The organism is Streptomyces sp. NPDC040410 (assembly GCF_055595715.1).
Window position 1 is genome coordinate 31,597 of record NZ_JBVIVK010000032.1, and the last position, 20,520, is coordinate 52,116.

The 20,520-nt window shown below is 69.6% G+C and carries 20 protein-coding genes; 8 read left to right on the forward strand and 12 right to left on the reverse strand.

Features of this window, described 5'->3' with window-relative positions; all coding sequences use genetic code 11:
* The first annotated feature begins 6 nt into the window (after nt 1-6).
* Entirely contained in the window at nt 7-408 is a 402-nt protein-coding gene (locus tag ACZ562_RS35660) for a DUF6281 family protein (RefSeq protein WP_471188186.1), read from the forward strand.
* A 645-nt stretch (nt 409-1,053) separates the two neighbouring features.
* Here ACZ562_RS35660 and ACZ562_RS35665 read toward each other — a convergent pair.
* Nucleotides 1,054-1,887 (reverse strand): DNA-processing protein DprA, encoded by an 834-nt coding sequence (locus ACZ562_RS35665; RefSeq protein ID WP_471188189.1) that lies wholly within the window; start codon nt 1,885-1,887, stop codon nt 1,054-1,056.
* Between the two features lie 78 nt (nt 1,888-1,965).
* Nucleotides 1,966-2,514, reverse strand: coding sequence for a single stranded DNA-binding domain-containing protein (locus tag ACZ562_RS35670; protein ID WP_471188191.1), 549 nt, complete (start codon nt 2,512-2,514; stop codon nt 1,966-1,968).
* 999 nt (nt 2,515-3,513) lie between these two features.
* Here ACZ562_RS35670 and ACZ562_RS35675 point away from each other — a divergent pair.
* Both ACZ562_RS35675 and ACZ562_RS35680 read left to right on the forward strand, forming a co-directional pair.
* Nucleotides 3,514-3,738: a hypothetical protein gene (locus ACZ562_RS35675; RefSeq protein ID WP_471188194.1), complete on the forward strand. Its 225-nt coding sequence runs from the start codon at nt 3,514-3,516 to the stop codon at nt 3,736-3,738.
* A gap of 46 nt (nt 3,739-3,784) precedes the next feature.
* A complete protein-coding gene (locus ACZ562_RS35680) occupies nt 3,785-4,681 on the forward strand; it encodes a hypothetical protein (protein WP_471188196.1) in 897 nt (298 codons plus the stop codon).
* Nucleotides 4,682-4,848: 167 nt separating this feature from the next.
* On the opposite strand, the gene ACZ562_RS35685 is transcribed toward ACZ562_RS35680, so the two are convergent.
* Together ACZ562_RS35685 and ACZ562_RS35690 are read right to left on the reverse strand one after the other, a co-directional pair.
* Nucleotides 4,849-5,103 (reverse strand): hypothetical protein, encoded by a 255-nt coding sequence (locus ACZ562_RS35685; protein WP_471188198.1) that lies wholly within the window; start codon nt 5,101-5,103, stop codon nt 4,849-4,851.
* A 72-nt stretch (nt 5,104-5,175) separates the two neighbouring features.
* The gene (locus ACZ562_RS35690) at nt 5,176-5,424 is read right to left on the reverse strand and encodes a hypothetical protein (protein ID WP_471188201.1); all 249 of its coding nucleotides are present in this window, start codon (nt 5,422-5,424) and stop codon (nt 5,176-5,178) included.
* A gap of 255 nt (nt 5,425-5,679) precedes the next feature.
* Between ACZ562_RS35690 and ACZ562_RS35695 the strand changes: the two genes are divergently transcribed.
* The 5 genes from ACZ562_RS35695 (at nt 5,680) to ACZ562_RS35715 (ending at nt 14,371) form a co-directional block, all read left to right on the forward strand.
* On the forward strand, nt 5,680-6,768 hold the full coding sequence (locus ACZ562_RS35695) for a tyrosine-type recombinase/integrase (protein ID WP_471188203.1): 1,089 nt from the start codon (nt 5,680-5,682) through the stop codon (nt 6,766-6,768).
* Between the two features lie 4 nt (nt 6,769-6,772).
* Nucleotides 6,773-7,093 (forward strand): helix-turn-helix domain-containing protein, encoded by a 321-nt coding sequence (locus ACZ562_RS35700; protein WP_471188205.1) that lies wholly within the window; start codon nt 6,773-6,775, stop codon nt 7,091-7,093.
* A 779-nt stretch (nt 7,094-7,872) separates the two neighbouring features.
* Nucleotides 7,873-8,844 carry a hypothetical protein gene (locus ACZ562_RS35705; protein ID WP_471188208.1) on the forward strand — a complete coding sequence of 324 codons (972 nt, stop codon included), beginning with the start codon at nt 7,873-7,875 and terminating at the stop codon, nt 8,842-8,844.
* A gap of 417 nt (nt 8,845-9,261) precedes the next feature.
* Nucleotides 9,262-10,122 (forward strand): hypothetical protein, encoded by an 861-nt coding sequence (locus ACZ562_RS35710; protein WP_471188210.1) that lies wholly within the window; start codon nt 9,262-9,264, stop codon nt 10,120-10,122.
* Nucleotides 10,112-14,371 carry a caspase family protein gene (locus ACZ562_RS35715; protein WP_471188212.1) on the forward strand — a complete coding sequence of 1,420 codons (4,260 nt, stop codon included), beginning with the start codon at nt 10,112-10,114 and terminating at the stop codon, nt 14,369-14,371. The genes ACZ562_RS35710 and ACZ562_RS35715 overlap by 11 nt, the downstream gene beginning before the upstream one ends.
* A gap of 386 nt (nt 14,372-14,757) precedes the next feature.
* Here the strand turns inward: ACZ562_RS35715 and ACZ562_RS35720 are convergent, their stop codons facing one another.
* The 8 genes from ACZ562_RS35720 to ACZ562_RS35755 form a co-directional block, all read right to left on the reverse strand.
* Nucleotides 14,758-15,168 carry a hypothetical protein gene (locus ACZ562_RS35720; protein ID WP_471188215.1) on the reverse strand — a complete coding sequence of 137 codons (411 nt, stop codon included), beginning with the start codon at nt 15,166-15,168 and terminating at the stop codon, nt 14,758-14,760.
* A gap of 72 nt (nt 15,169-15,240) precedes the next feature.
* Nucleotides 15,241-15,606 (reverse strand): hypothetical protein, encoded by a 366-nt coding sequence (locus tag ACZ562_RS35725; RefSeq protein ID WP_471188217.1) that lies wholly within the window; start codon nt 15,604-15,606, stop codon nt 15,241-15,243.
* A gap of 328 nt (nt 15,607-15,934) precedes the next feature.
* Entirely contained in the window at nt 15,935-16,120 is a 186-nt protein-coding gene (locus tag ACZ562_RS35730; protein WP_471188220.1) for a hypothetical protein, read from the reverse strand.
* Nucleotides 16,121-16,244: 124 nt separating this feature from the next.
* Complete coding sequence (locus tag ACZ562_RS35735) at nt 16,245-16,580, reverse strand: hypothetical protein (RefSeq protein WP_471188222.1); 336 nt, start codon at nt 16,578-16,580, stop codon at nt 16,245-16,247.
* A gap of 93 nt (nt 16,581-16,673) precedes the next feature.
* Nucleotides 16,674-18,215, reverse strand: coding sequence for a ParB/RepB/Spo0J family partition protein (locus ACZ562_RS35740; protein ID WP_471188225.1), 1,542 nt, complete (start codon nt 18,213-18,215; stop codon nt 16,674-16,676).
* 382 nt (nt 18,216-18,597) lie between these two features.
* A complete protein-coding gene (locus tag ACZ562_RS35745) occupies nt 18,598-19,323 on the reverse strand; it encodes a hypothetical protein (RefSeq protein ID WP_471188226.1) in 726 nt (241 codons plus the stop codon).
* A gap of 63 nt (nt 19,324-19,386) precedes the next feature.
* The gene (locus ACZ562_RS35750; protein ID WP_471188229.1) at nt 19,387-19,560 is read right to left on the reverse strand and encodes a hypothetical protein; all 174 of its coding nucleotides are present in this window, start codon (nt 19,558-19,560) and stop codon (nt 19,387-19,389) included.
* Between the two features lie 38 nt (nt 19,561-19,598).
* Nucleotides 19,599-20,519, reverse strand: coding sequence for a hypothetical protein (locus ACZ562_RS35755; protein ID WP_471188231.1), 921 nt, complete (start codon nt 20,517-20,519; stop codon nt 19,599-19,601).
* Nucleotide 20,520 lies beyond the last annotated feature (1 nt).

Here is a 20,520-nt window from a genome sequence, read left to right on the forward strand (position 1 = left end):
GACTCCATGAGCTGGGTCGGACGACATGCGATCGCGGCGGGACTGGCAGCCGTGGCGTTCACCGCGGTCGGATGTGGATCAGAAGGTTCGGAAGGTGCCGAGGCGAGCGGCGAGAGTGTGTGCGCGAGCGACTTCTTCTACGAAGGCCGCACGTACATCAGGCTCTCGGACGTCGAGTTCAAGGTCGGACAGAAGCTCGGCACCGCCACGAGTCCGGCGTGCCGTGACACCAATGACCGAGCCGCCGAAGTGCCGGAGTCCTCGGAGAACGCCTATGCGGTGAGCGGCATTTCTCCAGACGTGGTCATAGCGATCGGGTCATCTCCTGAACAGGCGGAGGCCTTCAGGGTCCTCCGCTCCGACAAGAAGATTCCGCCCGAGGTGCAGGAGTTGATCGACGGATCGTGAGCCGAGGCGTGGCCAAGGGCTTCGCCCGGCGGCCCGCGGTACCCCGCTGCGGTTCCCCATGAAGCGCGCCAAGCCATCCTCCACGACGACGCCGAACCCTGTCCCGGCACGCTGACCGATGAGTTGATGCTAAACCCCGGGGCGAGTGCCCCGGGGTTGCTGCATTTGCGGGTGCCGGCCTGCTGGGGCACCGTGCCGACGGACTCCAGGTCGTCCCACAGCGTCCACGGCCCGCGGGCGAAGAGCCGCTCGGGGTGGCGTGAGTCGTCCAGGACCGTGAAGCCGTCGGCCTTCAGGTGCCCGTTGCGCGCCAGCCGGACGAAGCGCACGCTGTGCTCGCGCAGCAGCGGGAGCATGAACTCCTCGCACAGCAGCCGGGTTTCGGGCCACTCGCTGCCGTTGGCCATGTAGAGGACGGCGGTGCGCTCCAGGTCGATCCCGTGCGCGGCGGGGTCGGTGAGCATCCGCGCGAGGTAGGCGGTGGAGTCGGCGCCGAGTCCCCAGTTGATGACGGTGTCCAGATCGTCGGTGGTGCTGAGGCCGGGCAGCGACGGCCTGTACGCGGTACGGGGCATGGCGGTCCGTCACTCCTTCTGGGGCTGGCCGCTGCCCGGCGGTGAACGGCGGGCACGGGGGGTGGGGATGTCAGAGCAGGGCGAGAGCTCGCGCGGGGTTCGGGACCAGGACGGCTCGCTGCTCGGCGAGCAGGCGGGCGCTGCCGTCGGCGCGCAGGTCCTCGGTGGCGGGCGGTGCGAGCAGGGTCCGGTTGAGGTCGGCGGCGACCTCGGCGGTGTGCATCGCCGCCTCGGCGTGGTCCATGGCCTCGATGAGGATCACCGCGCGCACGAGCGCGGCGAGCAGGGTGGCGCTGGTCCTGAGCGTTGCGCCGCTGGCTTCGGTGCCGGGCCGGTAGAGGCTGACCACCGCGCCGCCGGTCGCGGGGATGGAGCTCAGCAGCGGGGCGTGGTCGTGCGGGTGGGAGCGGTCCAAGCCGCGCGGCAGGACGGCGAGCGTTGCCCGTCCGGCCAGGGCGGCGGCCCGGTGGGCGGCCGAGTCGACGCCGTACGCGAGTGTCGCCGTGACCGTGTGCCCGGCCTCGGCGACGGCGGTGGCGAAGGCCCACGCACGGGTGATGGCCTGCTCGGTCGCGTTGCGGTTGCCGGTCACCGCGACGGCTCGGGCGGTGAGCTGCGGCAGTTGGTCGCCTCCGCGGGCCCACAGGCCCAGCGGGCAGTCGGGACCGAGGTCGGCCAGTGCCGCGGGCCAGACTTCGTCCGACGGGATGACGAACTGGCAGGACAGCTGCGCGTTGTCGAGTTCCTCTGTCGGCTTGTACTGGGCCAGGCGTCCGCTGTTGTCGTGGCGGACGCGCTGCTCCCAGACCTCCTGGGCGGAGAACTGGGCGAGTTCGGCGGCGAGCTGGGCGGGGGTGAAGTGGGCGGCGAGTGCGGCGCGTTCGGGCAGGGCGGGGCTGGGCACGGCGAACCTCCGGGACAGGGCGGCGTGCCGGCGGGCATGCCGGTGCCGCGATGGACGGGTGCTGGATCGAGGGCGCGGTCAGCGCCTGGTGCGGCTGGGCGCGGTGACGGCGTCCCAGGAGGGGCGCGGCGCGGACCGCCACCAGTCGGTCTCCGGCGCGGCGGCCGGGACCGGGGCCGGGCGGGCTGCCGGGGCGGGACGGGCCGGTCCGGCGCGGTGAGCGGGCGGGGGCACGGGCGCGGCCGCCGCACGCGGGGCCGGAGCGGGGGCGCGTCCGGCGAGGACGGCGGGCAGGGTGTCGTCGACGTAGACGACGTGGTGGGCGAGGTCCACACCGACCTGGGCGGAGTCGAGATAGAGCACGTTGTCGCGCAGGGCCACGTTCCCGGTGGCGATCACGTGCACGGCGTCGGTGAGGCATTCGGCGACGTGCCGGGCAAGAGGGCCGGTGACGGTGCAGATGACCGGGACCGGTTCCCCGTCGCGCCACTGGCCGCGTGCACGGTCGTACTCGCGCGGGACCTGCATCACGGTGAACCGGGCGGCGGGCGTGCCGCGTTCGGTGTGGCGCAGCTGCACGGTTCCGTACACGTGGCCACGGACGGCGGCGGCGGTCTCTCCGCTCATGGAGGTTCTCCTCGATGCGACGAACGTTCTGGCAGCGCCCGGGAGCCATCCGGACGAGTTCCATAATACTGCAATGAGGGCGGGTGTCATCTCCTTTACCTTCGGGACGGGAGCCCGCCCCCGGCGAGGCCGGCCGCAGTCCTACGCGGCTTGCCTTCCCCGTCACCTACGCGGAGGTCTGCTCTGCGGCGGGCTTGGGCTTCCGGCGGGGGCCGGGGCCCTCGCAGCAGGTCGCCGCACCCGGGTTGTCCCACCGGCAGGCCGGGCAGTGCCACAGCACACCAGCGGCCAGGGCTGCCGCGCGGATCGCCGCCCTCTGCCCCTCGTCGGCCGCGTTCAGCAGCTCGTCCAGCAGGGGCGGCCGTGGCGGCCCGGCCTGGGGCGGTGCTCAGAACTCGCCGAGGATCCGGAGGCTGACGTGCCAGCGGCCGGGACCGGCCTGGCTCTCTGCGGCAGCCGTTGCCGGCCTACCGACGGAATTCGCTGACCTGCTGAAACGCGGCCCCCGGGCGGTGGGCGTCCCGTGATGGAGTGCGGAGTTTCCCGGTGAACCCGGTTCGCGGGTGTCGTCGGTATGGGTGGTCAGGGTCGGTTCCCAGATTGGGAACTGGCTGGTGGCGAAGACTTCGAGCGTGGTGAGAAAGAGCTCGAAGGCGGCCGCGAAGCCCCGTACGAACCGCGCGCCGAGCCGCCTGGGACAGATCAAGATCGGTCCGATCGTGAACCGGCTGCGGGAACTACACGAGCTGGGCGGGGACCCGGCATACGAGCGGTTTCCGGCCTCTGAAGGCTGTTCCGCGTGCTGGAGCACGCGCAAACCTGAGCTGGCAAGTTGAAGCAGCCGACGGACAGCCCGGTCAACGTCGTAGGCGAAGCCGCAGTTTTGCGCACAACGTTTGGCAGTACCTGCGCGAGCAGGCCGACACCGGTCAACTGAAGGCCATCGAGGACAGCCGATCCGCCGGCGTGCCGTGGGGCCGCTTCACCGAAGTGCTATGCGTGACCTCCAAGCAGGGCGCGTACAAGAAGGCACGGAGGATGAAGGCCGAGCCCCATGACCGTAGCCGTCCCGGACAGGCGGTCGAAGGCAAAGATCAGGGAAGCGCGGCCACAACCTGGCAGTTGATCACCAGCGCCCCTGCACTGGGCACAGAGCAGCTGCGCCGGAGCGGAAATGCTTCGAACTACACAGCGAATCAAAACAGTTGGGCGACCATGGAGTGAGAGCCAGCTCGGCGCGTCCGCAGCATTCGACATCTCTGAGGGAGCCATGGCCGATCCATCCAGGCCGAAGCCCAGCCCGACTCACGATCACATGATGGCGCGAGTGCAGACCGTGGGTGGCCCCGGCTGCTTCCCGAAGGCGATCATATTTCTGATCATCGTTGCCGTCGGACTGGCCGTGGAATACGGCACCCTAATCGGCAGTGACGGCGGGCCTGGCGGTCAGAAGACGTACGTCGAAGCGATCGGCCAGGCACGCAAGCAACTCTTCGAGGGCCAACTCGTCTACACGGACGCTCGATCTTTGGAGCTTGTGGCAGGTGCGGAACCGCGCCAGTACCGCGTTGAGGTCCTGGGCAGTTGGCGCCAGACCAGGCCGGGCGAGGCGCAGGCCCCGATGAGTGCGGGTGCGCAGATTGGGGTGAGGTTGCATTGCTCAGGTGTCAAAGTGCAGTGCACGCCACTGTCGTCGGAGCGCCAGAGTGTCCTTTCCAGCAACGACAGGGCAACGTGGATGTGGGACGTGAGCGCACAGCGTGCCGGGAAAATCAGCATTGCTCTAACCGTCACCGCCTACTTCCGCCAGAGCAACACCGTTCTCATCGAGAAGCCGCCTGTGACGTCGCGCGTCAGCGTGGAAGCACAGCCCGACCCAAGCAGTTGGTCCTGGGTCAAAGACCTGTGGGAGTGGGCCGCCGCTGCGATCACTAGTCTGGGTGGGCTCGCTGTGTCTGTCAGCGCCATCGGTGCCGTGGTCGTCATGGTGATCCGCCGGCAGCTTCCGGGAGACGATGAGCCCGTGCGCGGTGGCGGCCCGCGACTCCGGGCCCGGTCGGCACGGGCGAGCCCTTCACGTCGCGGCCGCCCGCGCACGGAACCCACTGCGGTAAGGAGTCTTCGACCCAGCCGCCGCAGAGACGCTCAACGCGAGCCGTCTGAATGATGTGCATACCGTGCACTTCACACGCTGTGACCAACGAACGATCAATTGAGGGACTCACGACCCCCACCAAGTAGAGACTGTGAACCAGCGCGGCCAGCTTGGTCGAGGCACTCAGTCACCAACACGCGGCGGCCGTACCGCCCGCTAGCCCCGCTCCGAGGATTCCGTCACCTCGGGAGCCGTATTTCGTCGGTTCCCCTTGCCTGGCGAAGGTCGTCCTCGTAGCTGTGGTCGATCCACTCCAGCACGCGCAGCTCGGCCTCCGTCGCGGTGGAGGCGTCAATCGCGAACGTGGTGGTGGCGGAGGGCCACCCCTCGTCCCCCGGACGCTCGAACACCGTTTCGCTCACGCGCTGGGCATGCCAGGCGGTCTCCGGGTCCTGGGGAACGGGCGGGAGGGTCACGGGGTAGTCGGTGGGCATGGAGTCCTCATTCTCCTGGTAGCCGCGCACACTGATGCGCGGCGTGTGGCCTGCGCTTGGCGGACCGGGGTCTCAGGGCTCCAGGTCCAGGGCGGTGCGCAGCAGGTCGAGCAGGGCGGCTTGGTCGGCGGGCAGGACGGCCTCACGCAGGATGCGCTTGCGCAGGATGGGCACGTCCAGGCTGATACCGACCGGGACGTCGGGCATCTCCTGGTGGGGGACGAGCCGGTAGTGCCGGGCGGCGATCATCCAGGCCTCGTACCGGTCGGCGGGCCGTCCGCTGCGGGCGGTGTGCCCTTCGTCGGGGTGAGCTCGGGGCACGGGCAGGACGGGTCGGTGCAGGGGCGGCCGGCTGGGTGGGAGGCGAGCACCGGGCGCGTGCGGTAGTGCGTGGCGGTGCCGTTTACACGAACTCCCGCGGGTTCCCTGGAGGGTTCTTGTCGCTGGTGGCCGCACAGGCCAGGCCGCGACGGGTTCGTGAGACTGATGGGAGATTCTGGCATTCGGTCGGGATTCTTGAAGGTTTGCTGATATCTTCAACGCACTGTCGCTCCTGGTGAAGTGAGTGAGGACTCTGTGGCGCTAGCGACGGTGCGCTCGCTGGGTTCGCCGCGAAGCCTGCGCACGGAGCAGGAGTACGAGGACTACGAGCAGGAGCTCGTGGACCAGTACCTGCTGGCGTCCGTCGGAGCCGGGGTCGAGGACGTCACGATCGCGGGCGACCGGGCGGTCCTTTTCGAGCTGATCCGGTTCGTGGGCCGGCCTGTGTGGACCGTGCAGCCGGACGACGCCGACCGTTTCCTTGTCCACCAGCGCAAGGTCCGAGGCCTGGCGAAGGGCACCGTGCACAACAAGGCGGGCTCGATCGCCCAGTTCTTCGACTTCCTCATCGCCCGCTACCAGGGCGATGTGCATGCGCTGACCGGACACGTGCTGGTCCAGCCGATCGACGAATTCAACCGCCCGGCCAGGGCGGACTACGGGTCGCCGCGCATTCCGCCGTCTTCCTCGGAGGTCGGCGACCTGTTCGCGGCCTGGCGGACGTCGCTGCCGTCGGCGCGCAAGTACCTGCCGGCCGCCCGGGATTACTTCGCCGCGTCGCTGTGGCGGCGCGCCGGGCTGCGGATCGGCGAGACCAGGATGCTCGACATCCGCGACTGGCGGCCCGACCTGGGCGAGTACGGCAAGCTGCACATCCGGCACGGCAAGGGAAGCCGCGGCCGCGGCCCCAAAGCCCGGCTCGTCCCGGCGATCAACTCGGTGGACGCACTGGTGAACTGGTGGTTCACCGACGTGCGTCACCAGTTCGGCGACGACTACGCGGACCCCGACGCGCCGCTGCTGCCGAGCGAGCGCCGAGATCCGTACACCGGCTGGTGCCGCCGCGTGGGCGACGACGCTCTCCGCTCCGGGCTGGCCAAAGCCGTTGGGCTGCACCTGCCGTCCTGGTCCGGCCGTCTGACGCCGCACGGGCTGCGACACTTCTGCGCGTCCGAGTACTACGCCCAGGGGCTGGACCTGAAAGCGATCCAAGAGCTCCTCGGACACGAGTGGCTGTCCACTACGACACGTTATGTCCATGTCCATGACGACCACATCGAACACACTTGGGCCGCGGCGAACGAACGGGTCGCCGCCCGGCTCGGGGCGAGCAACGGGAAGTGACACGGTGCGCTGGAACCTGCGGATGACGGCCGCGGAGCAAGGCATCTGGAAGTCCACCGAGATGCGCCGCCGCCTGGCGGAGGCCGGACTTGAGATCAGCGCGGGGAAGATGTCCGCGCTGTGGACCGGCACTCCGACGACCGTGCGCCTGGACGACCTGGAAATCATCTGCGCAGTCCTGGGCTGCACAACGGGTGACCTGCTGATCCACGAGCCCGAGGTCGCGGCGGCCCGCCGCCCGGCCAGGCCGGCCGAGGCAGAGGCTGGCGGGACCAACTCGGTCACGCCTCGGCTCGGACGCAACCGCACATTGCCGCCGGCGTGACCGCTCCGCGAACGTGCCCTGGATGTGGGCTGCGACCGGTTGCACACACCAAGGCCAAGTACTGCTACGGCTGCCGCACACGCGGCTCGCACACACCACCGCCGTGCCGTCGTTGCGGCTCGCCGGACTACTACACGGCCGGACTGTGCCAGCGCTGCCACAAAGGCGCGCCGGCGCTGCCCGACTCGTGTCAACGGTGCGACGCGTGGGGCCTGTTCAAATCGACCGGAGGCACCTGTGACGCCTGCCGCGACTGGGCCAGACGCCATCCCGGCGAAGGCACATGCACCTCCTGCGGACGGACCGCGTCGCTCAACCCGGCAGAGGAGTGCCGCCTGTGCTGGCGTCGAAGCCGGTCCTGGGCACGTGACCCGGCCGACCCCGACCGCCTTGAAGCCGTCACCGGCGGCCACCAGCTCTTCTTCCACGGCATGGAACAGCGGCTGGCACTGCTGGTGCCGCCCCACCGCCGTCCGCCACCCCGGCGCTTCCGCACCCGCCGCACTCGTTCGCGCAGGCGTCCGGTCTTGCGACCGATCGCCCCTGTTGTCCACCGCCAGCTCGTCCTGTTCGACGCTCGCCGCGACTACGGGCGCCTGCGCACCCTGACGGTGCCCGACCCCGTCATGCCCGAGCTGCTGGAGTCCCTCGAAGCCACGTGTCTGGACCTTGGCGAACAGCGCGGCTGGACCCGCGACCTGACTGGTGCGGTCAACCGTGCTCTCAAGGTCCTGCTGGCCACCCAGGACACCCCTGGAGGACCCGTCGACGCCACCCGCGTGGACATGATCCGCGAACTCGCGCTTCCAGTCCGCCCGACCATCGAGGTTCTGGACCACGCCGGCTTCCTGACGGACGACCGCTCGCCGGCCGTCACCGCCTGGGTCGAGCGGAAGACCGCTCACCTGCCCGCACAGATACGCAGCGAGATCGCCGAGTGGGCCGACGTCATGCAGAATGGCAGTACCGTCGCGCCGCGGCGTCACCCGCGTTCCCACAGGACGACTCGCAACCACCTCTACGCTGCCCTGCCCGCGCTCGACTTCTGGGCGACGACCCGGCAATCGCTCCGCGAAGTCACTCGCGACGACGTTGTTGCCGTACTGCCCGTTGGCGGGACCGACCGCAGCGAGATGGCCTCCAGCCTACGGTCGATCTTCCAGGTTCTCCACGGGCGCAGGCGCGTGTTCACCAACCCGACCACGCGGATGAAGGTCGGCATGCCCGAGCCTCGAACTCCGGTGTCGATGGACGTGCCGGTGCTGCGGCGCCTCGTCAACGATTCGGATCCGGCGAGGGCCGCCTGTGGAACTCTTCTGATCTTCCACGGACTGCGTCCGCTCCAACTGCGCACGCTGTCCGTCACCGATGTCATCGACGGCCGGCTCGCCATCGAGGGCAGGAAGATCCTCCTCGCGCCGCAGGCGCGAGCCGCTCTGAAGGGCTACCTGGTTTACCGCGAGCAGAAGTGGCCCAACAGCGGCAACCCACACCTGTTCATCAACCAGGCGACGGCCGGACATCTGACGCCCGTGACAGGGAAATGGATCAACAAGGTACTCGGCACTTCCGCCCAGGCTCTGCGGGAAGACCGCATTCTCGACGAAGCGCACGCCAGCAACGGGGACGCCCGACGCCTTGCTGATCTCTTCGGCCTCACCGTCAACGCCGCTCAGCGCTACACGGCCACAGTCGATCACGTGAGCTTTGCCGAACACCGTCGGCGACAGGGACAGTCCGCCATCTCGTGAGCTCATTGCGTACCTAGCCATTCAAGTTCGACCCGCTCTGGGCCGACTGGCGGTCGGTCCAGAGCCACTTCGTCAGCCGGTCTTTTTCGGCTTCAGGGCACGGCATGGGCCGGGGCCTTCGCAGCAGGTGGCTTCGCCGATGCTGACCGTGAACACTGCTCCTGTTTCCGACCCCGGCCGCACGGTACGCCTCAAGCTCTCCTCGAATGGCTTGAATCACGGAGAGACCGCCGCGCAACTCAGTGCCCTCTTGGGAACCTTGGTGCCGATGGACGGCAGCTGTATGAGGGGTACCGGCCGGCACGCTCTAGTCACAAGGTGTAGAGCGGCGTTGGTCGCTTTGCCCGGCGGGCTGTGCACCCGCTTATCTCGCCCTAGAGTAGTGCGGATTGGGATGGTCTGGTGCAAGGAGGGGCCGTGGCAACGGTGGTGGGTGCGCACGGCGTTGGCAAGCAGTTCATGGGCGAGGACAGTCTGCTCAAGGACTGGCTTCCGTCCATACGGGACGGCTTGCGCCGAGCGGGCGGTCCTTCGCTCGACGCGGGCGCGGTGGCGATGGCTTTCTACGGTGATTTGTTCCGCCCTCCGGGAGAGTCGCTGGCCGTCGGCGATCCCCTGTACACCGCGGCCGATATTGAGGAGGGCTTCGAGCAGGACTTGCTGTTCGCCTGGTGGCAGGCTGCAGCGGAGGTGGACGAGCGGGTGGTGGCGCCTGGGGCGGACACGCTTGCGCGCACTCCGCGGTCGGTGCAGGCTGCGTTACGTGCCCTGTCCGGGTTCCGATTCTTCTCCGATATCGCCTTGCGGACGCTGGTGTTCGACCTGAAGCAGGTCCGCCGCTACCTGACCGAGCCTGAGCTGCGCGCCGCAGCGCGGGAGCGGGTGGCCGCGCTGATCGGACAAGACACAAAGGTGGTGGTAGGCCACTCACTGGGATCGGTGGTCGCCTACGAGGCGCTGTGTGCGCTGCCGGGCCACGGAGTGCGGGCGCTCGTAACCCTGGGATCTCCGCTAGGCATCCCGATGGTCTTCGATCGCCTGCTGCCCTCTCCCGGCCGATGGCCCGCGGAGGTTAGGCCCGGCGGGGGAGGGCTGGCGTGGACGAACGTGGCTGACCGGGGTGACGTTGTCGCGCTGGTGAAGGACCTGCGGGCGTTGTTCGGCGAGCAGATGTGCTCTGTTCTGGTGAACAATGGTGCACACGCTCACGACGCCACCTCCTACCTCACCGACAAGCTCACCGGAGACGCGATCGCCGGGGGCTTGGATGCCGGCTGAGGCCGAGCCGCGCAAGTTCCTGATCGCTACCGCCACTGCCCACTACAAGAACGCGCGCGCCTGGGACCGCCCCGGCCTGGTCCAGGCCCGCTTGGACATCATCGACCTGTTCTGCCACCGCTTTGGCTACCAGCACGTCACCGATCTGGGGCTGGACCCTACTGAACACCAGCTCACGCGGCGCCTGCGCGAGTTCTGCAAGTCCTCCGAGCGCCGCGAGGACGATTTGGTCACGGTCTATATTGGTGGCCACGGCGAGGTCCTGGACGAGGACGCGGGCGGTGGCCACGTCCTGCTTACCCACGACAGCGAGCCGGAGGACATTGCTGACGCCCTGGCGACCGAGACTCTGGCACGCAAAATGCTGGCGGACACCAAAGTCCGCCGACTGCTGCTGCTGTTGGACACCTGTTACTCCGGTCAAGGTGGCAACGAGGTCGCCGTCGCCGCATTGGAGCGGATGAGTAGGCGGTGGGGTGCGACACCTGGGTCCGGCCTGGTGATCGTCTCCTCCGCGCAGCCCTTGGAGCAGGCCCAGACCGGGTTCTTCCCGCGGGTGCTACGCGAAGCCGTTGAGGACATGGCCACCGCCGGCCACGGCCCGAAGGCGCTGGCGGTGGAGGCTGTGGTCGCGCGGATGAACACCGCACCCGGCCACCAGCGCATCGGCCTGACCCAGGTAGGGCTGACCGGCGAGGTACCTCCGTTCCTGCCCAATCCTCACCATGCACCGCGTCTGACGGAGGTGGACCTGGCCATACAGCAGGACGCCACCTGGCAGCGCGAGGCCGACCGGCGCGACCGCGAACTGGACAACCGACTGCTTCTGCGCGCGATGGGATACAGCGGCGACAACGCGGGCTGGTGGTTCGCGGGACGTGGCACTGCCCTGGCCGACATCACCGCCTGGCTCATGGCATCCCACCGCGACAGCGCGGTGGGTGTGAGACCCGCCCTGGCCGTTACTGGGGGTCCGGGCTCCGGCAAGACCGCGGTCTTGGGCATAATCGCAGCCCTGGCCCACCCGGAAGTGCATCGTTCCGTGCCGCTGTCCTCCCTGAACTTAGACGAGCGGACTGTTCACGCCGCCCTAGTGGTCGATGTCGCGGTCTACGCACAGGGCTTGACCAACGACCAGGTCCTCGACGCCCTCGCTGCAGCAGCCCAAGTCACCGCGAACACCCCCGGCGAACTCCTCGACGCTCTCGACCGCCGCAGTCAGCCACTCTGCGTCCTGATCGACGGCCTGGACGAGGCGGCCACTCCTGACGCCTTGTGTATCACCGTCTTGCACCCACTGATTACCCATGGAGCCAGCCGAATCCGGCTGCTGCTGGGCACGCGTCCCCACCTGCTGCCCCGCCTGGGCTTGCGTCGCGAAGAGCAGATCGACCTCGACGCGGACCGCTACGTGGACTCGGAGGCAGTGCTGACCTACACCGTGCGTAACCTGATCCAGGCCCACTCCCGGTCCCCCTACCGCCAAGCTCTCCCTCGGGTGACCCTCTCGGTGGCGAAAGCCGTCGCTGCGGCGGCAGGTGGGTCCTTCCTGGTGGCTCGCCTGGCGGCCAGCACGTTGGCCGCCACCTCACGCATCCCCGAGGTCAACGACCATGCCTGGCGCACGAGCTTGCCCAAGCACGCTGGCCAGGCCATGGCCGAGGACCTCGACGCCCGCCTGGGCGTGGACTCGGCGCGCGCCACTGACCTGTTGCGCCCGCTGGCCTACGCTCAGGGCCAGGGCCTGCCCTGGGAAGACCTTTGGGCGCCCATGGCCAGTGCCGTCAGCGGCCGCCGCTACACCGACCGCGATATCCGCTGGCTGCTCTACGCAGCCGGTTCCTACATCATCGAGGCCGTCGAGGATGGTCGCTCCGCATACCGCCTGTACCACGAGGCCCTGGCTGAGCACCTCCGCAACAGCATGGACACAACACGTGTCCATCGCGTTATCGCGCGTGTCTTGGCCGAGCAAGTGCCCTATGGCACTGACGGTACTCGCGACTGGGCTCACGCCCACCCCTACACCCTCCACCATTTGGCCGCCCACGCCCGCGAAGGCGGCGTCCTTGATGAGGCCCTCTCCGACGTGGAGTACCTCGTCCACGCCGATCCCCACGGACTCGTGCCGCACCTGCATACAGTCCGAGACGAACGGGCCCGGGTGGCAGCAGCCGTATACCGTGCTTCCGTAGGCACCCATCGCCAAACCACCCCCGAGCAGCGCCGCCAGATCCTTGCCCTCGATGCGGCCCGATACGACGTCCCAGCCCTCCAGACGAGCCTCAACAGCCGAGCCCAGCCAGGGCAATGGATCCCCCTGCATTCCACCGGTTCAATGGTGTCTCCGGTCCTGCGTAACATCCTCACCGGCCACGTCAGTACCGTGAACACCATCGCCTGCACTGTGCTCGATGGCCGAGCCGTCGCCGTCAGCGCCTCGCACGACACAACGGTGCGGATCTGGGATCTGGCTACCGGCCAACCCGTCGGCCAGCCCCTCGTCGGCCACACGGATGCCGTGCACGCCATTGCATGCACCGCGCTCGATGGCCGACCCATTGCCGTTACCGGCTCCGGCCCCGAGCACGTCACGGATGTCCGCGATGACACGGTGCGGATCTGGGACCTGACAACGGGACAGCCCCACTGCCGACCCCTCACTGGCCACACCGGCAGAGTGACTTCTGTTGCCATAACGGTCCTCGACGACCGCCCCGTCGCCGTTAGCGCCTCGATGGACAAAACGGTGCGGATCTGGGACCTCGCCAGCGGCCAATCCCACAGCCAGCCCATCACTGGCCACACCGAGGCGATCTATGCGGTCGCCTGCACCAAACTCGACGGCCGAGCCGTCGCCATTACCGCTTCCTTCGACCGCACGGTGCGGATCTGGGACCTAGCCACCAGACAGTCTCTCGGCATCCTCACCACCGACCACAACGACCTGATTTCCCACGTAGCCACCACCGTGCTCGACGGCCGACCCATCGCCATCACCGCTCCCCACGGCCACTCGGTGCGGATCTGGGACCTGACAACGGGACAGCCCCACCGCACGTCCCTTGCCGGCCACACCAGTGACGTGAACGACATCGCCTGCACCGTGCTCGACGGCAGGACTGTCGCCGTCACGGCTTCCCACGACGACACGGTGCGGATCTGGGACCTGGCCACCGGTCAACCACTCCGCCAGCCCCTCACGGGCCACAGCAGCACCGTTACAGCGGTCGCCACCACGGAGCTCGACGGCCGACCCGTCGCCGTCACCGGCTCGCACGACACAACGGTGCGGATCTGGGACCTGAGCGCCGACAACCCACAGCCCCAATCCCTGAACCGCCGCCCAGGCCATACCGGCATGGTGCGCGCGGTCGCCACCACCCTCCTGGACCACACGCCCATCACCGTCACGACCTCCGACGACGACACGCTGCGGGTCTGGGACCTGAAAACCGGCAAGCTGCATCGCCAGCCCATCACCAGCGGAAGCAGCATGGTCTTCGGCGTTGCCGCTACGGAGCTCGACGGTCGCCCCGTCGCCGTCACCACCTCCATCGACCAAACAGTGCGGATCTGGGATCTGAAGACCGGAAAGCTGCAACGCCAGCCCCTCACCGGTCACACCGACATGGTTACAGCGGTTGCCCTCGCAGAGCTCGACAGTCGACCGCTCGCCGTTACCGTCTCCCACGACCACACAGCGCGGATCTGGGACCTGACGACCGGCCAACCCCACGGTCGCCCTCTTGAGCATCCCGACATTCCTCACGCGGTGGCGTGCACCGTGCTCAACGGCCGACCGGTCGCCGTTATTGCCTGCTGGGACGGCACGCTACGCACCTGGGACCTGAGCACCGCCCAACTGATGACCAACACGCCCACCATCGACGTCGGAAGAATGAGGGAGGTTGCCACCACAGAATTCGGCGGCCATCCCGTGGCCGTCACCGCCGCAGAGAGCGCCTTGCAGATCTGGGATCTCACCACCGGCCATCCCGTTGGACGCCCGATGCCCAGCCACAGCAGCGAGGTGACCGCCCTCGCGTGCACCTGGCTCGACGGCAGCCCGATAGGTGTCATCGCATGCGTGGACGGCTCCATATCAATGTGGAACCTGATCAACCGGACGGAGGAAACCCGCCTATGGGTACCGGCGCGCGTTGAAGCCGTGGCGGTACAGGGCTCCAACACGCTTGTCTGCACGTTCGGCAGCGACGTTGCTGTGTTCGGACGGTCACCTCACTGAGGTGTGTTTGATCCCGCATCGCACGATGCGCGTCCGGCCGCGCCTGGCGATGTTCTCGGGGGAGACGCTGTATCCCTCATCAGGGCGGTTGTCGCGCTTGAGGCCGTAGTAGACCTCACAGCCTCGCGGTCGTCGGCAGGCGCCTGGTCGGGGAGGCCTTCCTGGCCGAGTAGTTGTCCTAGACTCCGCGCACGTACTGGGCGAGATCCGTCAGCACGGAGTCTTCATCGGCATGGAGCGTCACTACGTCCTCGTGGCGGTCCCATCGGCGCAACCGCACACCTGGCCCGCCAAGCGGTGAGGGGCTTACAGGTCCTGACTGGTCGGCGCCCAACTTGCAGCCGTACGGGATCGGGTGGCTCTGGCCCTCGCGGCAGACGTGGGACTCATGACGTGCTCGTGGGGGAGCCACCCAAGATTCGTGAACCCGAGGTTCTAAGCTGAAGGCCACGCGCCTCGGCACGTGGGTTCCGTCGGATCAGTGCTTCGGAAATCGCGAACTGACGGGGGATGAGCATCGGGCAGTTGGCTGCGGTGTACGGCTGGCACTCCGGGTGCAGCGCGGGCTCGGGGGAGTAGCCCTGTTGCTGGTCGGCGGGGCGGACGATGATGAAGAACCGCTCTTGGAGCGGCTGGGAGCAGATCTGGCACAGGCGCTGGAGGAGGGTGCGGCGGGCGCGGTCGGCGTCGAGGCTGCCGAATACGGCGTGCCCGTTGTGGATCAGGGAGACCCACGGCACGACCAGACCGCCGGCCAGGGGCCGGGCGAGGCAGCGCACGGGTACGGCTGGGCTCATCGAAGTCACGGTCCCTTCTGGGTGGTTGCTCGCAGGCGGGCCGGGGGCCGGGCCCGGAAGCCGAGGGCTGGATCAGGCTTGAGGAGAGGTGAGCCAGTCGGCGATGGCTTCGACGCAGCCGGTCAGCTGGGCGACGGGCTGGGTGATCAGCTGCCGCTGCACGCCCTTGTTGTCGACGGACACGGCGCACCAGTGGTCCGAGGGCCCGGTGGGCGCGCGGTCCACCATCACCTCGTCCTCGTCGCTGAAGGAGTCGAGGACGTAGAGCACCACGTGGGGAACGCCCACCGGGGGGAGGGCGTCTGCGCCCTGGGGCAGGCCGATGACCAGCCACGAGTTTCCGGCGTCCTCGTCGGTGTGTGCGGAGAGTCCCCACGCGGCAAGCGCCTGGCTGGCGATGTGCTCGGCGGTGTCGATCGGCGCGGTGCTGCTGCTCACTGGATGGCTCCGATGCTGGTCGGGCGGATGGCGTGGGGGCCGGTCGACCCCTCAGTCCGGGTGCGGTAGGGGGCTTGGTCCCTGCGGGCGAGGCTGGCGCGGGCCCGGGGGCAGCACGCTGCGCTGCCCCCGGGCGGTGCCGTCTAGGAGTCGGCCGGGTCGGTCAACTCGATGCAGGAGGCCGGGACCTTCGCGAGCCGGTACCGCTTCTCGTCCGTGGCGACGCGGAACTTGCTGCGGGGGTCCAGGCGCAGCCGCTCGGTGGAGGCCTCGTCCAGTAGGAAGTCGAAGCGGCTGCCCGTGCGGTTGGGCTGCTGGACGGTGCCGGTCAGCAGGCGCAGGCAGGCCGGGGTGATCGTGGAGGTGATCCGCCGGTGCGGCCGGGAGTGATGACCGGGCGCTGGTCGGCGTCCAGCTGGAGCAGCCGGTCCGTGGCTGCCTCCTGGACGACGGCCACGGACACGACGTCGGGCAGCTCGCGGATGAAGGCGCGGACCTCGGCAAGGGTGGGCATGGTTTTGTCCCCTCTCCTGTTGCGTGGGATGGGCCGGGCGTCCGTCACGCCCGGCGGAACCGGTGACTGAAGGCGGGCCGGGGGCGGGCACCGGCTGTTGCGGTGCCCGCCGGGTGCACGGCGGTCAGCCGAGCGGGTAGAGCACCAGGGCGGCGCGGGCGTTGGCCGGGATCTTTGGGAACAGCTCGCGCAGCTCGGCGTCTGCCGCGAGCTCGCTTTCCAGCGGGTAGACCTCGCCGGTCAGGTCGTAGACGGGGGAGTAGCGGCCGTGCGCGTACGTGCTGAACGGCGAGTAGAGGTTGCCGTCGGTGTCACGGGAGAGCACGACCAGGGTTTCGCCCGGCACGCTGGCCCATTCGTTGCCGACGAGCTGGCGCAGCACGTTGAGGGTGAGCGGCTGGTCTCCCTGGTCTTCCCCGTCTTCCGGCGGCGTGGGCTCGGCAGGGGCGGAGTTGGGCATGGCGGACTCCATGGGGGTTTGATCGAGAGTGGTGGGGCGGCCGGGCACCGTCGGTGCCCGGCCGCGTCGTGCGCGGGAGCCCTGGCGGGAAGGTCAGGCGGCGGGGTCGCCCTCGGCGTCGTCGCCCCGGTGCGCGGCGACGGCCTGCTCCTCGACCTCGGACAGCCGGTAGCTGCCCTTGTCGTCCTGGCCGAGCTTCTCCAGGAGCAGCAGGTAGGCGGCCTGCTGGGGGGTGGGGTCCTCCCACAGGAAGCGGACCTGCATGCGGGCGTCGTTCCAGCCCTTCGGATCGCGCATGTCGCGCTCGAAGGAGGCGGCGACGTGCGCGAACAGCACATGCGCCGTGCGGGCCTTGGACAGGGTGACCAGATCCGACAGCCGCGCCCGCTCGAACGGGCTCTCGGGGAGCTTCACGCCCAGGAAGCTGGCCACGTCCTCGGCCTCCTGCCGCCCGGCCCACTTGCCGTAGAAGGGGGGCAGGTCCAGCAGAACCCCGAGGGCGAACCGCCAGGCGTCCTCCGGCAGGGCCTTGCTGCTGCGCGCGAGCCGGGTGACGAACTCCTTGCGGGGACCGGCGGCGGCCTTCCAGGCCCGGTTGCAGGCGGTGGTGCGGGCCCGCTCGGCGGCCTTCTCCTCGTCCTCGGCCGTCTTGGTCGGCTTCGGCTTCGGGCGCACCTTGTGGCCGTACTCGGCCGGGTCGGCGCAGTACCAGAGGGGCTGGTTCTCGTCGTCGAGCCGGGCGCTGTGGCCGGGGCATCCCTTGTGGTTGTCCTCGTCCAGCGGCCTGCCCAGCGGCGTGGTCAGCTCCGACAGCGGGTGAGCGGTGTCCTTCTCCCCGTACGCCAGTTGCATGGGCAGCAGGGGGATGTCCGCCTTCTCCAGGGCCGCGACGGCCTCCTTGCGGGCGGTGCGGTCGTCCTGTTCGGCCTTGAGCAGCGCGAGTTCCTGGTCCCAGTGGCCGCGCCCGCCGCCCTCCTCCGCCTCGTCGCGGGCCAGCGCCTTGAGCAGGCGGTCCTGTGCGCGCGGCACGTCCTCGACCTCGGCGAGCTGGGCGATCTGTTCGAGATCCATGCCCCCGGCGGAGGCCCGGCGAAGGGTGGCGTCGTCGAGCTGCTGGGCCCGGCCGAGCCGCTTGCCGGTTCCGCGCTTGAGGCCCAGGGCGCGCGCGGCCTGCTTCTGCTCGACCTCGTCCATCCCGATCAGCGAGAGTTCGGCGGCCTTCAGGGTGTCCTTGGGGGACATGCCCTGGCGCTGGTGGTTCTCGATCAGGGACAGGAACTGCGTCCAGGCGTCCCGGCCGACCAGGTCGGCGCGGACGTACGCCTTGATCTGCCGCTTGGCGTGGCCTTCCGCCTCGGCGGTGGCGTTGGCGATCTGCGCGGCCTGGGTGCGCCGCCAGCCCTTGAATGCGCCGTACGTGCCGTCCGTGCGGGGGCGGACGCTGACCGGGACCTGGACGCCGACGGCCTTGACGGAGTTGATCAGGTCGGCGTCGGGCTCGGTGTCGTGCTCGCGGGCGTTGAACTCGTCGCGCACGATCGTGTCCGGGTCGAGCAGGACGGCGGTCAGGTTCTCCTCGTCGGCGTCGACGGGGACGGATTCGGCCGTCTGGTCGGCAGTGGTGGCTGTGGCCATGTCTGGCCTCCTTGTGCTGGGTTGACGGACGTTCAGCGGTGCCGAGAGAGAGCCGACATGTTCCATAATACTAAATTCACGGGGTGGGGCAACTGAATTTCTCGGCGCTGCCCCAACCGCAAATATGCAGGTCAGGGTCTCCGGCGGCGACGGGCCGCGTGTACGGAGCAGGCGTACACGGCACGTGTTCCGCCCCCGATGCGGGGGATGGAGGCCACCTGCTCGGCGCAGGGCAGGCCGCAGTCGACGCACCGCTGGTCGTCATCAGCCGCGGGGGCCGGCGCGTGCGGCGGGGGCAGGGTGGATCGGGGCATGGCGGAGCCTCTTTCGTCTTCGGGACAGGGGGAGCCGTACGCGCCCTGTGTGGGCAGGGCGTTGACGGTTACGCGGGGTCGGTGCCGGTGGCTTCGCGGCGGTGCTGTTCGGCGAGCGCGCGGGCGCCCAGCTGCGATTCGACCGTCAGGCTCCAGCCGCAGGAGCAGGACGCGACGGTGGAGCTGTCGTACATCTGCCCGCCCTTGCGCTCGCGCCCCAGTCCGGTGGAATCGCGGCGGTCGAACGGCCGGTGCCAGCCGGACGGCTGGCCGGTGCGGGTCAGGTGGCGGGCCTCGGGCGCGCACAGCAGACGCAGGCCTGCGTCTGCCACGGCGGCGACCCTCCACTGGTCCCACTCGGCACCCTCCAGCTGGCCTGCGAGCTCCGCGCGGGTTGTGCTGCGCAGCTCGATGCGGCCGTCCGGCCAGACGCGCGTGGACGCGCCGGGCACGCTCCAGCCGACCGAGCCGTCCAACTGCCGGGGGATGCCGTTGCGGTGGTCCGGCGTCATCCGCGCGAGCAGCCGGACCGAGGACATGGCTGCGGACGGGCGGTGGTGGTCGGCCGTCTCCGGCGCGGCTTCGGCGATGGCGGCCAGCCAGGCCGGGGCGAGCGGGTACGCCTCCGGGCGCAGGGTCAGCAGCGCGGCGCGGTCCCGGCCGTTGCCGGAGCGCACGGCGGCCCGGACGAAGTCCGAGGAGCGGGCGTACCTGCGCACCGACACCGGGCCGTGCCCGGTGGCGAACCAGGTCTGCTGGCGGTCGGCGAGCGCGGACAGGTCTGCGGTGTCCACGGGGTGTGGGCCTGGGGCACGGCGGCGGTCCTTTCGTGTGCGGTATCTCCCGGAGCGGTCGCGTCAGCGGCGGGGGCAGCGGTCGGCGAAGTGCCAGGTGAAGGTGCGCCCCGAGGTCATCCCGTGCGTGGGGCAGCCGGGGTCAAGGACACAGCCGCTGCAGCGCAGGAGCGTGCAGATGCAGCGCGGGTCGGCGTCCAGGTGCGCGTGTACGTCGGGTTCGGGGTCGGGGAACATGGTGGCCTCCTTCGCTTCGGCCGGGCTTCATGGGGGGCTCAGTCCTGGACGGGGCCCTTGGCCTGGTTCTCGGCGCGCCACTGGGTCAGCTGGCCGACGCACGCCGCGCTGTCGGCGAGGCAGTCGTCAGCGGTGTCGGGGGAGGGGTGGCGCACCACGTCGATCGCCTGTCCGTCCGGGTCGTACAGGCGGGCCGTCCACCCCCGGCTGCCCCTGGCACTGCCGTGGTCCTCCGGCGCGTGCCGGGCGGAGCCGTCGTCGTCGACGTGGATCCTCCACCCGTCGACCAGAGGCACGAGTACGGCGGTGAAACCGGGGCCGGCGGCGCTGATCAGGCTGCATCCCTGGAACGCGGCGAGTTCCAGCGCGCGGATGAGGATCTCGCCCGCGCAGGCCGGGATGTCGCGGGCAGCCACCGGTGCGCCGTCGAGACGCTCGCGCAGGGCGGTGACCAGCTCCAGCGCCGCCGTCGTCCCGGCCGACAGCCGGACGCCGCTGGAGCCGTCGGTGAGGCTGGTGTGCAGCTCGGCGAGGACGGCGGCAGCCGTGGAGGCGCCGGGCAGGTGATCGACGATGTTGGTGTGGATCAGGAAGAGCCGTTCCGCCCAGTGCCGGGCCGGGCGCTCGGGGGTGCGGTCGCAGAACTCCTGGCAGGTCAGGTCGTACGCCCCCGTGATGCCGTCGCGGGTGAGGGTCCGCATGGTGCGGGCGGCGGCGACCAGGCGCGCGGGGTCGGCGAGGGGGAAAAGGTCGCGCTTGTGGGTGCCGTGCGCCTCCCACAGGACCCCGTCCCACAACACGGCCAGTTCTACGGCGCGTTCGGCCCGGTGGGCGAGCCGTGCCAGCTTTCGGGGGTCGCTCTGGGTTCCCAGGGTGAGGGCTGCGCCGGCCTCGCGCTGGAGCGTGTAGGCGTGCTGGGCGTGGGTGGTGAGCAGCGCGGCCGCGCTGGGCAGGTCCACA